Source organism: Methanothermobacter tenebrarum, assembly GCF_023167465.1.
Classification (GTDB): Archaea; Methanobacteriota; Methanobacteria; order Methanobacteriales; family DSM-23052; genus Methanothermobacter_A; species Methanothermobacter_A tenebrarum.
On sequence record NZ_AP025698.1, the window covers coordinates 1006654 to 1019933 of the forward strand.

15 protein-coding genes and 1 tRNA gene are annotated in these 13280 nt (G+C 45.5%); 1 reads left to right on the plus strand and 15 read right to left on the minus strand.

What is annotated here, in order from left to right; translation table 11 throughout:
* Nucleotides 1-78 precede the first annotated feature (78 nt).
* Nucleotides 79-915: a COG1361 family protein gene (locus tag MTTB_RS05590; RefSeq protein ID WP_248564047.1), complete on the plus strand. Its 837-nt coding sequence runs from the start codon at nt 79-81 to the stop codon at nt 913-915.
* A gap of 4 nt (nt 916-919) precedes the next feature.
* Here the strand turns inward: MTTB_RS05590 and MTTB_RS05595 are convergent, their stop codons facing one another.
* From MTTB_RS05595 to MTTB_RS05665, 15 genes are all read right to left on the minus strand, one after another.
* Nucleotides 920-2152: an LL-diaminopimelate aminotransferase gene (locus MTTB_RS05595; protein ID WP_248565287.1), complete on the minus strand. Its 1233-nt coding sequence runs from the start codon at nt 2150-2152 to the stop codon at nt 920-922.
* A 13-nt stretch (nt 2153-2165) separates the two neighbouring features.
* Entirely contained in the window at nt 2166-3839 is a 1674-nt protein-coding gene (locus MTTB_RS05600; protein ID WP_428343360.1) for a glutamate--tRNA ligase, read from the minus strand.
* A gap of 13 nt (nt 3840-3852) precedes the next feature.
* On the minus strand, nt 3853-4830 hold the full coding sequence (idsA, locus tag MTTB_RS05605; RefSeq protein WP_248565289.1) for a short chain isoprenyl diphosphate synthase IdsA: 978 nt from the start codon (nt 4828-4830) through the stop codon (nt 3853-3855).
* Nucleotides 4831-4840: 10 nt separating this feature from the next.
* Complete coding sequence (locus MTTB_RS05610) at nt 4841-6190, minus strand: RNase J family beta-CASP ribonuclease (protein WP_248564048.1); 1350 nt, start codon at nt 6188-6190, stop codon at nt 4841-4843.
* Nucleotides 6187-7242 carry a type 2 isopentenyl-diphosphate Delta-isomerase gene (gene fni / locus MTTB_RS05615; RefSeq protein ID WP_248565290.1) on the minus strand — a complete coding sequence of 352 codons (1056 nt, stop codon included), beginning with the start codon at nt 7240-7242 and terminating at the stop codon, nt 6187-6189. The genes MTTB_RS05610 and fni overlap by 4 nt, the downstream gene beginning before the upstream one ends.
* Nucleotides 7242-8036: an isopentenyl phosphate kinase gene (locus MTTB_RS05620; protein ID WP_248564049.1), complete on the minus strand. Its 795-nt coding sequence runs from the start codon at nt 8034-8036 to the stop codon at nt 7242-7244. Before MTTB_RS05620 ends, fni begins: the two co-directional genes overlap by 1 nt.
* Before the next feature lie 123 nt (nt 8037-8159).
* Nucleotides 8160-9110, minus strand: a complete 951-nt coding sequence (gene mvk, locus MTTB_RS05625; RefSeq protein ID WP_248564050.1) for a mevalonate kinase — start codon at nt 9108-9110, stop codon at nt 8160-8162.
* 22 nt (nt 9111-9132) lie between these two features.
* Complete coding sequence (gene amrB / locus MTTB_RS05630; protein WP_248564051.1) at nt 9133-9966, minus strand: AmmeMemoRadiSam system protein B; 834 nt, start codon at nt 9964-9966, stop codon at nt 9133-9135.
* Nucleotides 9967-9975: 9 nt separating this feature from the next.
* Nucleotides 9976-10572 (minus strand): 30S ribosomal protein S2, encoded by a 597-nt coding sequence (gene rpsB, locus MTTB_RS05635; protein WP_248564052.1) that lies wholly within the window; start codon nt 10570-10572, stop codon nt 9976-9978.
* A 5-nt stretch (nt 10573-10577) separates the two neighbouring features.
* On the minus strand, nt 10578-11831 hold the full coding sequence (eno, locus tag MTTB_RS05640) for a phosphopyruvate hydratase (protein ID WP_248564053.1): 1254 nt from the start codon (nt 11829-11831) through the stop codon (nt 10578-10580).
* A 69-nt stretch (nt 11832-11900) separates the two neighbouring features.
* Nucleotides 11901-12068 (minus strand): DNA-directed RNA polymerase subunit K, encoded by a 168-nt coding sequence (locus tag MTTB_RS05645; RefSeq protein ID WP_248564054.1) that lies wholly within the window; start codon nt 12066-12068, stop codon nt 11901-11903.
* Nucleotides 12069-12117: 49 nt separating this feature from the next.
* A tRNA-Pro gene (locus tag MTTB_RS05650) sits at nt 12118-12212 on the minus strand.
* 5 nt (nt 12213-12217) lie between these two features.
* Entirely contained in the window at nt 12218-12385 is a 168-nt protein-coding gene (locus MTTB_RS05655) for a DNA-directed RNA polymerase subunit N (protein ID WP_248564055.1), read from the minus strand.
* Between the two features lie 40 nt (nt 12386-12425).
* The gene (locus tag MTTB_RS05660) at nt 12426-12830 is read right to left on the minus strand and encodes a 30S ribosomal protein S9 (RefSeq protein WP_248565291.1); all 405 of its coding nucleotides are present in this window, start codon (nt 12828-12830) and stop codon (nt 12426-12428) included.
* Nucleotides 12831-12857: 27 nt separating this feature from the next.
* A complete protein-coding gene (locus MTTB_RS05665) occupies nt 12858-13280 on the minus strand; it encodes a 50S ribosomal protein L13 (protein WP_248564056.1) in 423 nt (140 codons plus the stop codon).

The window sequence follows — 13280 nt, forward strand, 5'->3', positions numbered from 1 at the left end:
TTTCTTATTAAAGGAGGGAGTATTATGAGGTTTAGGGTTGGGTTAATTCTTTTGGTATTTATTTTCGTTGCGGGGTTATTGTATCCGATTTTTGCAACTGGCTTGTGGGCTTCGCCGGCTGAATTCCGCTACGATCTTAAACCAGGTGAAACAGTAACTGGGGAAGTTACAGTGAAGAATATAGGTGATGATGAGGTTAAAGTCACAGTTGAAAAAAAGAGGCTCCTCATGGATAGCATACACCTGGTATACTCTGATAAGGGTATTGCAAATTGGATAACAATTGATGGTAATACAACATTCAATCTTAAACCAGGAGAATCCAGGAAGATAAGATTCACGGTAAAGGCACCATCCCGGATAAATTACTCAGATGCCATGGGGGCCCTTGTAATAAGGGGCCTTCCCGTGACCCAGAGGGCTGCTGGTGGAATGCAGGTCACCCAGGGAGTTGAACTGGTAATCCCGATAAGGGTGGGGCTCCCAGGGCCTATCATAGAATCCCTCAAACTTCTAGATCATAAGGTTCCAAGTGTACTTTTAAGTTTTATCCCTGGCGAGTTTGTCTATGAGCTTAGGAATGATGGTACGGTCCAAGCCAACATGACCGGGATGATAGAGATCAAGGGTCTTACCAGGCACAGTCTACCCATAGATGGTGTGGTATACCCTGAGGACAATTACACCCTCGTTGAAAGGTGGACTCCTGGTTGGGCGGATATCGGATTATACAAGGTAGATACGAGGATAGAGTATGGGAGATTCCAAAAGGCCAAGAGCATAGAAACTACTGACACCCTTGTGGTTATACCAGTATGGCTTATAATCCTAATCATAGTAGGGGCGGTTATCTGGATATTGCGCAGAAAAGGCGTGGAACCACCCATAAGAGTGAAGATCGAAAAAAGAAAATAACTTATCAGAACTCTAATCCTTTTATCCTCTCCATTGCCCTTTCTGTATTTTTTCGACTGTTAAAGGCTGATATTCGGATGTATCCTTCCCCGTGGGGTCCGAATCCCGTGCCTGGTGTCACAACTACCTGGGCTTCTTCTAGTAGTTTGTCGAAGAACTCCCATGAACTCATACCCGGTGTTTTAACCCAAATATAGGGTGCATTAACCCCCCCATAATATTCTAGTCCAGCTTCTTTTAGGTTTTCTCTGATTATCCTCGCATTTTCCATATAGTATCCTATTGATTCTTGGATTTCCCTTTGTCCCCTTTTTGTGTATGTTGCAGCTGCTGCAACCTGTACTGGATATGATACCCCATTGAATTTTGTGGTCTGTCGCCTGTTCCATAACCTGTTTACCTGGTGGGTTTTGCCCTGGGTGTCCTCTGCCTCCAGTTCCTCGGGTACGATTGTATAGGCACACCTTACACCAGTGAAACCGGCTGTCTTTGAAAAGCTCCTGAACTCTATTGCAACCTCCCTAGCCCCCTCTATCTCATAGATACTATGCGGTATCCTCTCCTCCTGGATATAGGCTTCATATGCTCCGTCAAATAATATTATACTCTTGTTGTCCATGGCATAATCCACCCATTCCCTCAGCTGGTCTTTTGTCAAACTCGTCCCCGTGGGATTGTTCGGATAGCAAAGATAGATCAGATCTACTCTTTCCTCGGGTAAGGGTGGTTGGAAGTTGTTCTCTGCGGTGCATGGCAAGTATGTGATATTCTTGTAACGGCCTTCCTTGTCTAGTGGCCCTCCGCGGCCTGCCATGACATTACTCTCCACATACACCGGATATACCGGGTCTGTTATGGCGACTTTATTGTCTTTACTGAATATTTCCTGGATGTTTGCAGTGTCGCATTTAGCACCATCACTTATGAAAACCTCCCCTAGGCTTAGTTTAACGCCTCTTGGCTTGTAGTCGTTTTCTATTATCGCCCTCCTTAAGAAAGGGTAGCCCTGTTCAGGACCGTATCCCTTGAATGTTTCCTTTTCGGCCATTTCATCAACTGCCCTGTGGAATGCTTCTATAACAGCATGGGGTAATGGTCTTGTAACATCCCCTATACCCATGCTTATTATGTTGGCTTCTGGGTTTTTTCCCTGGTAGTCTTCCACTTTTTGGTTGATCTTGGAGAACAGGTAACTTTCTTCTAGGTGTAGGTAATTTTCATTGATTAGCGTCAAAATTATTATCCTCCTTTTATTTGTGGGTGTAGTAGAATATGATTTTCTTGTTTGTCTTGTCTACTCTTGCGAATCCGAATCTTTCAAGTTGTACTAGCTGGTCTGTTTTGAGTTTCTTGGCGTCTGGTTCAATTAGGCCTTCTATGATCTTTGTGCTTGGCATTATCACATTGGCTGGTATGCTCCCTTCTATGGGGACCCAGTGTATTATCCTTGCATTGTGCCTTCTAGCCTCCTTTAGGCTACTGCTGTGATATTCTAGGTCTTTGTTCTTTATTTTCACGTTAACCGCATCTACGAGCCTCAGTAGTTTAGCGCCCTTTAGGTCTTCTTTTTGGATGTAGACCCTGCCATTGAATGGTATTTGTCGATAGCCCCTCTCTGGGTGGTCTGGGTGCAGTGGCCTTTTGATCGTGGCTTTCAAGTCCTCTGGGAGGTTTCTGATCTTGAATGGTATGGGGTCTGAGACGAAGAAGTATCTGTCAGCAATCTCATCTACTATGTTTTTGTTCAGGCCATAAATCTTCTCCCAACTTAGGGTTGAATCAGCTATCTTGGCGCCGATTTCTATCATGGCTTCTCTTATGGCCTGGGCTTGTATTCCCCGCCTTTTTATGGCTCTTATTGTCCCGAGTCTTGGGTCGTCCCATCCCTTGTATGTTCCCTCTTGTATCCCCTTCCTTGTCTTGGATGTGCTAAGTTGTATGTTGTCCATGTGTAGTCGACCGTAGTGTATGAATGTTGGGGGCTCCCAGTTGAAGTGATTGTAGAGGTATTTTTGTTTTTCTGTGTTTGTTATATGGTCTTTTCCCCTGAGTACGTGTGTTATGCCTAGTAGGTGGTCGTCTATTGTTACCGCGAAGTTCATTGTAGGATATATGCGATATTTTCTGCCGGTGCGTGGATGGGCTTCTTCTACTATGCGGAGGCCTACCCAGTCCCTGATTGCAGGGTTCCTATGTTTGAGGTCTGTTTTCACTCTGAGGACCGCTTCTCCTTCTGACATTCCCCGCATTTTCTCCCAGCGTTTGAGGTTTTCCTCCTTTGGGAGGTTTCTGCACGGGCATGGTTTGGATTCGTCCTTTAATTTTTTGAATCTTTCCGGTTTACATGTGCAGATGTATCCTCCACCTTCCTGTAGTAGTTTTTTTGCATGGTCATAGTAGGTGGGGATTCTGTCGCTTTGTATTATGAGCTGGTCCCATTTTATCCCTAGCCATTCTAGGTCTTCTTGTATCATCTTGTAGGCTTGGGGGTCTACCCTGCGGGGGTCTGTGTCTTCCATGCGGAGTATTAGCTTTCCATTGTATTTTTTGGCGTATTCATGGTTTAGTATGGCTGCTCTTGCATGGCCTATATGCAGTGGACCGCTGGGGTTGGGCGCGAACCTCAGGATAACCTTTTCTTTGATGTTGGGTAGTGGTGGTAGTTCCTTCTTCTTTTTTTCAGCTCCCCTTTTTTCTTCTACTTTTATCCCTAGCCTTTTTAGTTCTTCTTCTTGTTCTCTGGGGGTTAGTTTGTTGACCTTTTCCACTATATTCTTTGTCTCCTCTAGGACTTTTTGGGCTTTTTTTCTGAGTTGTGGTTCGTTGCTCATAACCGCTCCTATCACTGCTTTTTCCATTGCCTTGCCCTTGTGTTTGACCGCGTTTATCAGGGCATATTTGTATATTATTTCTTCTAGGCCCATTATAGTCCCCGGGTTAATGTTTTCTCTCTATTATAAAGTCTGCTAGTTCTTCTAGGAGTTTTTTTGGCTGTGATTCTTCTAGTATTTTGAGTTTTTCCTTGGCCCTTTTTGTGTATTCTTGGGCTAGTCTGTGGGCGTATTCGATTGTTTCATATTTTTTGAAGATCTCTATGGCCTCATTAACGCCCTTCTGGTTTTTAGATTCTAGTATTCCTATCAGTTTTTCCCTGTCCTCTTTTGAGGCTTTTTCCAAGGTTTTCACTGTGAGTATTGTCATTTTTCCCTCTGCTATGTCGCTTCCTATGGGTTTTCCCAGGGTTTTTTCGTTTCCTGCTATGTCCAGGTAATCGTCGTGGATTTGGAATGCTAATCCTATCAGTTTCCCATATTCTCCTAATGCTTCGACTTCTTCGTGAGTGCCCCCACCCATTATCGCCCCCGATCTTGTAGCGGCTGATATTAGTGCTGCTGTCTTCTTGTATATCATCTCAAGGTATTCTTCTTCCTTGACTTTGAAGTTTCCTTCGAAGCCCATGTCCAGTGCCTGTCCTTCACATATTTTTATACAAGAGTCTGTGATGGTTGATAGTGCATTTGTAACGCGCTTGTATGATAGTTCATCGACCTTAGCCTTTAAGGCGCTTTCGAAGGCCTTGGAGAATAATATGTCACCTGCGAGTATTGCCATTGATTCCCCCCAGAGTACGTGGACTGCGGGTTGGCCTCTTCTCATCTCGTCCTTGTCCATGATATCATCATGTATTAGTGAGAATGTGTGTATTAGTTCTATGGCTGTTGCAACGTTTATCGCATCCTCTATTTCACCGCCTACGGCCTGGCAGCTGAGGAGGGCTAGTGTTGGTCTGATCTTCTTGCCCCCGGCACTTATAAGGTGCATTGATGCCCTGTATAGGCTCTCGGGTGTTATATCAGCTAATATTTCCTCTAGTTTTGGGTTTATGAGCTTGGAGTATTCTCCAAGTGTCTCCATTAGATCCAAATCATATCCCTCCATTGAAAACTTGGGCCTGTCCATTCCTTAGTATGTGGATGTCATTACCCAACCTGTAACCTTCTTCTTCTGCGAGTTCGGCATATGCTGATAGCATGTAAATGTCGCCGTGGGCTGGGATTACATGGACTGGGTTGAGCATCCTCAGGAAGTCCCTATGATCCTCCTTACCGGCATGCCCTGATACGTGGGCATTTGTATAAATCCTCGCCCCACTTGATATGAGTCTTTTCTCCATGAGGTTGCGGTTTGCTATATTCATTGGATTTGGTATGACTGGTGCGGATATGATGATGTTGTCTCCCCTTTTTACATTGAATTGTGTTTTGCCATTAGCTATCCTGGGTAGTAGGGCGTCTGGTTCGCCCTGGTGTCCTGTTGTCACGAGCAGGTAATTTTCTCTGTTGGCCTCCGCCCTTGCAAGGGCCCTGTTAACTGATTTGGGACTTCCGAATATGCTCGCATTTTCCGGCAGTTTCAGGATCCCCATGGATTCTGCTAGGCTGCAGTATCTTTCCATTGATCTTCCAAGTAGAAGTATTTGCCGGTTGCTCTTTTTTGCTATGTCACTTATAGCCTGTATACGTTCTATGTGTGATGAGAATGTGGTTACTATCATGGCGGATTTTTCTTCTAATGGTCTTTTCATCATATCCTCTAGTATTATCCTTGCAACCTTCTCAGATGGTGTTTTAACCTCCTCTGAGTCGGCTACTCTTGTCGTCTCCACTATTAATGCCAGCACGCCTTTACGTCCTAGTTCCTTTAGGCGATGGTAATCTGGTGGTGGTGATATTATCTGGTGGTCGTCGAATTTGAAATCCAAGCCATATACTATTATACCCTCTGGGGTGTGTAGGGCTGCTATTACTGACTGGGGTATGCTATGTGTAGCATTTATGAACTCCAGTGTCATGTCAGCTGATAGTTGGCATTTTTCACCAGCATTCAGAACCTCTAACCTATTGGGGACCTTGAATTTCCTCTCTGATTTTATTATGTGTTCTATTAGTGCTATCGTGTAGGGTGTCCCTATTATGGGTGCATTGTAACGGTGGGCTAGTTTGGCCACTCCACCGATATGGTCTAGGTGTCCGTGGGTGAATACTATTGCCCTTACTTTCCCGTTAACTTCCTTCATGAGTGTGTCATCTGGTATAACACCCCTTTCTATGAGGTCTAGGCTGTGCATTCTTGCAATGTCGGTATCCTCATGTACATGTACCCTGTCTAGGTGTATTCCCATGTCGAATATTACTATGTCGTCGTTTATTTTGACTGCTGACATGTTTTTCCCGACTTCTTCGTAGCCTCCGATGGCGATGATCTCCACGGTCAATATCGTTGCCTCCTCGCATATTTTGACGTGTTAAAGCCCCTTTCATGCAACCAAGTTCTTGTTTCGCCTTTTATCACTATTGGGGCTTTTTTAAGTTCTTCTATGTTCTGGGCGCCCACCAGGTACATTGCCACTTTCAGGGATTTGTTGAACCTCCTTATTACATTGACAACCTCCCTGTAGCCCTTCTGAGCCCCTTTAAGGACTGGTAGGGCTATCCCAACAGCATCAGCTCCTAGTGCTATGGCCTTGGCAGCGTCTAATCCGCTTCTTATCCCACCCGATGCTATCACGGGTATTTTAACCGTCTGCGCAACCTCCACAGTACTCGCGGCCGTGGGTATGCCCCAATCCCAGTACAATCTCCCAAGATGTTTTTCCTCGGCCCTATAGGTTTCAACGGCAGCCCAGCTGGTCCCACCAGCCCCTGCAACATCTATAGCTGCTACTCCAATCTCCTCTAATCTGAGGGCGTCCTCTGCACATATACCCGCACCGGTCTCCTTTACCATTACCGGCACTTTTATATTCTCCACTATCCTCTTGATAGAGTCTATCAGTCCACTGGAATTTATGTCACCCCCTGGTTGTATAGACTCCTGGAGGGGGTTTAAGTGGATTGCCAGGGCGTCCGCGTCTATCATATCCACTGCAGCCTCTGCATATTCTAGCTGGGGCGCTCCAATATTCCCTATCAGGAGTGTTGTTGGCGCTTCCTCCCTTGCAATAGTATAAGTGGCCTCCAGTGAAGGATCCTCTATACCCGCCCTTTGGCTTCCAACCCCCAATCCTATACCAAGTTCTTCAGCCGCCCTTGCAAGTGCCCTGTTTATATTGTAGGCCAGAGGATGGCCCCCTGTTATGGCTGTTATCATTATGGGTGATTTCAGTTCTTTTCCGAGTAATTTTATGCTCAAATCAATCTCCTCAGAGTCGACCTGGGTTAATGCATTGTGTACGAGTTCCACATCCTTGAATCCTGTATCTTTCTTGTATTCTACATCATAGTGTGTGCACAATAGTATGTGTTCCAATTTTCTGTCTGAGATCATCATATATCCCCATCTATAATTGTCCTCTTAAGTTCTCGGCCCAAGAGGGCTCTTTTGATATTCCCCGGCCTCTTGGCGTTGATTATCTCAGAGGTCACACCCTTCTCGGCCAATAATAGGAGTTCTCTTATTTTACCTAGCATGGCCCCGGTGACGTCCTCTGATGTTCCGGGCCGATATTTGATATCCTTGAGGGATTTTATCCTCTTTAGGAGTTTAGCGTCTGGGTGCTTTTTAGGGTCTTTGTCGAATACTCCGTCAACGTCTGTCCCTAGTATGACCCTATCAGGTTTTAGTATTTCTCCAAGGTATTTTATGATCTGGTCGCCTGAAAGTACAGACATTTTCAAGTTTTCATCCGCATCTAGGACCACATCACCATAGGTTACTGGTATGAAGCCCCTTTCAAGGTATGCGATTATTATCCTAGGATCTGCATGTTTTATCCTTCCATTATATGCTAATATGAAAGAAGAGGGTTGTACCGAAACAACCGGGATACCCTCCCTTCGTAGTGCGTCACATACATGAATATTTAAAAGTTTAACCCATCTTTGTATGATGGAGAATCCCATCATCTTTTTTTTCAATTCCCCCTTGCCTGTTGGGGCTCCTATCCTATACTTCTTCGCTAGGGGGTGGCCGAAGGACCCGGCCCCATGGACTATTATAAGGGATGATGGTAGGGACTCTGAGATCTCCCCTGCAATCCTTTTAAGGTTTTCATGGTCTAGGGTGGGCCTTTGGGCCTCTTTTTTTGTTATGACACTTCCACCCAACTTTAGTATGATCAATTCACGCCCCCTCATCGTATATTGGACTACCATGTACTTTTTTCCCTTTGAACCCTGGTTAAACTTTCAAAATCCACCTCATATGGGTTAAAGTGTGTGTGGGTTTAGCATGGTAGTGTTGGTTTATTGGATGAGAACTCCCCTGGTTGATGGGTTTGCTTTCATGGCATTATATCCTCTGGCTGTTAGGCTTTCTAGGATTTGGCCTGTCCTATCTGGGTGTGAGTATGCTATTATGCTCCCACCGCCACCGGCTCCTGTTATCTTGGAGCCTAGCGCCCCTGCTTCTCTGCTTGTGTATATCATCTCTGATAGGCTCTTGCTGTTGACTCCTATCGCGTCTAGTAGGCCCTGGTTTATGTTCATCAGTTCTCCGAGACATTCTTTATCATCGGATTTTAGTGCTTTTCTCGCTTTTCGCGTGATATGTGCTATGGCGTCCATGATAAGGTTCATGATCTGTGGGTGGCGTTCCATCCGTTCTTTCACGAGTTTAACCATCTTCGCAGTCTCTTCTGATCTAGTGTATCCTATGACCAGGGAATCTTTGAGGTCTCCTTTGATTTGTTCTATTTTTTCCTTGTCTAGGTATATTAGGCCACCGTGTGTTGATATGGACGTGTCAAGTGGACTCGCAGCACCTTGAACTTCTAATTCGACTCTGTGGGCTCTTCTGGCGATTGATGGTAGCGTACTTTTCCTCTTGTGGTAGTTGTCGAGTGCTGCTATGGTCGCGACTGTGACGGCGGCTGATGAGCCTAGACCAGCCCCTATGGGGATGCTGATTTTAAGTTTTATATTGATGGGTGTGGAGTCATGGTAAAATTCTAGGGCTTTGAGGATATAATTTAGGATGCCCATTTCACCCTTCTTTAATTTTAATCCGGTTTCTGGGCTGAGTATGGCTTCAAGGTCGAGGTCGTCAGATTTTATCCTCGTATAATCCCTGTGGGATTCCTTGATGGTTATGGTGGCCCTCTTGTCTATTGCCAATGCTATGGCTGGTTTACCATAAACTACGGCATGTTCCCCGAAGAGGATGGCTTTACCTGGTGCAGAGGCTTTCGAACCCATAGGACCACCACTATTTGTCCCCCTACTCTAGGATGACTGAAGCGTATCCCACAACTGATGAATTGTCACCTGTCATGTCACCACTAGTGGCATATTTAAGGAGTCTGCCACTGGTAGCCCCTAACCCCTTGGCTGCTATGATGGAAGCCGCCACCGGACCATAACCGCACATGCTAACATTGTATTGGTAGATCCTCTCATACAGGCTATTCTCGTCTAATGAGAGTATAGCCTCGAGGACTTTCTGGTCGTTTTTGTAAGCGACCTCGGCTGGTTCATAGTGTGTGAAATCTGTGCTTGCTATTACTAGAAAATCCTTCCCAGGGCTTGCATCTGTTATCGCGTTTCCTATTTCCTTCGCTGTTTCAAGGTCCTGCATCCACATGCAAATAGGCACTATCTTAAACTCCTGGTTGAAATATTGTAGGAATGGTAGGTGGACCTCGCAACTATGCTCTCCTAGGTGGGCTGATTCGTCCATGTCTATTATCCCAGAGGCTTCTAGGAGTTCTGTTGCGAGTTCTTCGTCGATTTTAACAGGGCCTAGTGGTGTTATCCATTCTCCTCTGGGCATGATGGATACGCCCGAGCCCCTGCCTGTATGGTTTGGACACAATATTATGAAGGTTTCTGGGAAGCCATCAGCTGCGACAGCATGATATGTGTGGGCTGCCACCGGCCCTGAGTAGATGTAACCTGCATGGGGTGCTATAACAGCCTTCAGCCTCCTCTTATCTCCTATTCTGGGTATTCCCCCGGGGCCTAGTTGGTGGTGGAAGCACCATTTTATCCTCTTTTTCAGGGCCTCTGCTTCGGCCTCGTAGAATGTTCCTGCTACTGCAGGTTTTCTTTTCATAAGATCACATCATATTTTTACTTCGAATTCTGTTGGGGGAACGTCAAGGTCCTCGTCTTCTTTTAGTATGCCCTTTTCTCTGAGGAATTGTCTTGTGAGCAGCCAGTAGACTAGTGCTAGGGCCTTTCTACCCTTGTTGTTCACTGGTATGGCTATGTCCACGTTCCCTAGCAGGTTTTCAGTGTCGCAGAGGGCGACTACTGGTATGTTCACCTGTTTTGCTTCTATGATGGCCTGGGAGTCTGCTCTTGGGTCTGTTGCGACGAGTACCTTGGGTTCTGTGAATTTTGGGAAGTTTGGGTTTGTTAGAGTCCCTGGGATGAACTTGCCGGGGATTGTTTTCGCCCCGGTTATTTCCCCAAACTTTTTCACGGGTTTTTGCCCGTATTGTCTGGTTGATACTGCGAGTATATCATCTGGTTCGTATTTTGCCAGGAATTTTGCGGCTGCTATGATCCTGTCATTTGTCTTCCTAATGTCTAATACGTAGAGGCCGTCTGATCTTACACGGTAGATGTATTTTTCCATGTCGGCTGTTTTTTGTTGTGTGCCGATATGTAGGCCTGCTGCTAGGTATTTGTCCAATGGGATTAGGAGTTCTGCCAAGCATATCACCTCTCTGGTAGGTTCGCCATCCTAGCGTATGGTATTTCTTCTTGTATTCGGATGAGTTCGTTTAGTTTGGCTATTCTTTCACCGCCTATGGCTCCTGTTTTTATTATGGGGGCTGAGAATGCTACTGCTAGGTGTGCTATGGTTTCGTCTGTTGTTTCCCCTGATCTGTGAGAGACTACTGGGATGTAATTGTTTTCCTTTGCTAGTTTCACCGTCTTGTAGGTGTCTGTTAGTGTGCCTATCTGGTTTGGTTTTATGATTATAGCGTTTGCGGCGCCCATTTCTATACCCTTTTTGAGTATTTTATAGTTTGTTACGAAGATGTCGTCTCCACAGATTATGCATTTGTCGCCTATTTCCTTTGTTAGTTGGGCGAATCCTTGGAAGTCTGATTCGTGGAGTGGATCTTCTATGAAGAACATTTTGTAGGTTTTTATTAGTTCTTTGACGAATTCTATTTGTTCTCCTGTGTCGCGTTTTATGTTTTCTCGCCTGTAAACGTACTTTTCCTCCTTGAGGTTCCAGAGTTCGGTGGCCGCGAAATCAAGGGATGGTCTTATTTCGATGCCTGTCTCGTCTCCTATCTCTTCACAGGCTCTTGCCTGTATTTCCAGGGCCTCATAATTGGATATCTTAGGCGCCCATCCTCCTTCGTCGCCTTTTCCCCCTGTGAATTCGGGGTCTTTGGCTTGTATCAGCTCCCGTATCCTCGCATGGACCTTTGAGTTTGCGAATACGGCTTCTTGGATGTCACTGGCACCCTTTGGTATTACTAGGAATTCTTGGATGTCTGGGGCGTGTTTTCCAGCGTGTGCCCCCCCGTTTATCATGTTCCCTAGTGGGTATGGTATGCTCGTGGCGAAATTACCACCAAGGAACTTATACAATGGGAGGTTGTATGATGATGCAGCTGCCTTGGCCGCTGCCATTGAAACCGCTACTATAGTATTCCCACCAATATTAGACAGGTTTTCTGTCCCGTCTATCTCCTTCAGGATGAGGTCTATGTCTTCAAGGTACTCCGCGTCCATTCCTATCAACTCAGAGGATATAACATCCTCTAGTTCGCTTATCACCTTGTCAACTCCTCCTTCCGGGAATGCTACAACCTCCCTGGTTCCGGTGCTGGCGCCGCTGGGTGCTGCTGCACGTCCAAAACCATTCCAGGTTATCACGTCTACTTCTATTGTAGGGTTCCCCCTACTGTCTAATATTTTCCTTACCCTAACATCTTCAATAACAGTCTCCACATGAACACCTCTTTTCTTATGGGAAAACTCTAAAAAAGGGTAGAAATAGTGGTTAATTTTTTTAGAGTTTTATTTTCTAACAGTTAATGGTATTACACTCTTTTTAAGTTCGAGGGTGGCTATGTCAATGGGGTCCTTGCTCTCCGAGATCTCGACTAATGGTTTGGCCCCCATTGCCAGTTGAAGAGCCCTCGCCCCTATCAACCTAGCCTTTTCAAATCGGGTCATCTTACTCATCTATCTTCCCCTCCTATGAGTTTAAAATATTTGGGGAGGATTTTTTTGATGGGACCGCCGAGATTTGAACTCGGGTCTCCAGCGTTCCAGTGGATCTTGTCCATCCCCGGGCTGGGAGGATGGACCAGGCTACCCTACGGTCCCATATTCTACCATGTATCAACATGTGAGATTAACATGCGCCTGCAACAATATCTTTTCAATCCCAGGTCATCGAGCACTTTCTTTGGGCTTTCACCTTCCTTTACTCTTTCCTGGTATTCTCTGAAATATGCTGATATTGGCTTTCCACAGCTGAAACATCTTATGGGGATCATCTTCTCCTCCATTCAATCTATCTTGTGAAGATATATAAGGTTATCGATAGCTCTTTTGTCTTCGAGCCCTGGCTCCTCTACCACCATACTTTTTGGGCTCTGAGCGTCTTGGGTCTCCGACGAGCATGGTACGGTCATATTGTGAGAATTTTTCTTTAAGTTCCATGTCATTTGTCCATTGTATAAGGCCCCTTGCTATGGCCATCCTAGCGGCTTCTGCTTGTCCCATGATCCCCCCGCCTCTCACATTCACCTTTATGTCTATATTCTTTGTGATTTCTTCACCGGCTAATTCTAGGGGTTCGAATATCTTGAGGCGGGCGAGTTCGGGTTGGTATAATTCTACTGGTGTCCTGTTGATCCTCACTCTCCCTTTACCCTCATAGAATGTTGCCCTTGCAATGGAGGTTTTCCTTTTTCCACTTGTATGTACTATCTTTTTCATCATAGCCAACTCCAATCTCCCTATTTTTTAGAATTTGGCGCCTAAAAGCCTTGATATTTCACCTAATTTCACGCCTTTGCGGATGGGTGATCTTTTAGCTTCTGGTATCTGGATTAAATCAGCATCCTTATATTCTCTTGGAACTCCTACATAGGCTCTCAGGCGTTTGAAGGCTTCCCTCCCCTTGGCTTTCTTGTATGGTAGCATTCCCCTTACTGTCCGCCTGAATATGTCGTCTGGTCTCCTCGGATACTTGGGGCCCATCCTCCTAGGATTGGATATGCTTGCCCTGTCTATTCTTTGTTTGTATTTTTTGTGGGCCCATTCCTTGGATCCTGTGATGATTATCTTGTCTGTGTTGAGGACCACTACCTTTTCGCCTTGGAGTAATTTTTTGCTCACAATACTTGCAAGTCTTCCTAGGATGTGTCCTTTAGCGTTGATGATCAT

Excerpts from the sequence above, each read along its gene's own strand:
- MTTB_RS05600 (WP_428343360.1), bottom strand. The coding sequence starts at position 3,839 with ATGGGCCTAGAAGAAATAATATACAAATATGCCCTGATAAACGCGGTC.
- idsA (WP_248565289.1), bottom strand. The coding sequence starts at position 4,830 with ATGGAGACACTTGGAGAATACTCCAAGCTCATAAACCCAAAACTAGAG.
- fni (WP_248565290.1), bottom strand. The coding sequence starts at position 7,242 with ATGATCTCAGACAGAAAATTGGAACACATACTATTGTGCACACACTAT.
- mvk (WP_248564050.1), bottom strand. The coding sequence starts at position 9,110 with ATGGGTTCGAAAGCCTCTGCACCAGGTAAAGCCATCCTCTTCGGGGAA.
- amrB (WP_248564051.1), bottom strand. The coding sequence starts at position 9,966 with ATGAAAAGAAAACCTGCAGTAGCAGGAACATTCTACGAGGCCGAAGCA.
- MTTB_RS05645 (WP_248564054.1), bottom strand. The coding sequence starts at position 12,068 with ATGAGTAAGATGACCCGATTTGAAAAGGCTAGGTTGATAGGGGCGAGG.
- MTTB_RS05655 (WP_248564055.1), bottom strand. The coding sequence starts at position 12,385 with ATGATCCCCATAAGATGTTTCAGCTGTGGAAAGCCAATATCAGCATAT.
- MTTB_RS05660 (WP_248565291.1), bottom strand. The coding sequence starts at position 12,830 with ATGAAAAAGATAGTACATACAAGTGGAAAAAGGAAAACCTCCATTGCA.
- MTTB_RS05665 (WP_248564056.1), bottom strand. The coding sequence starts at position 13,280 with ATGATCATCAACGCTAAAGGACACATCCTAGGAAGACTTGCAAGTATT.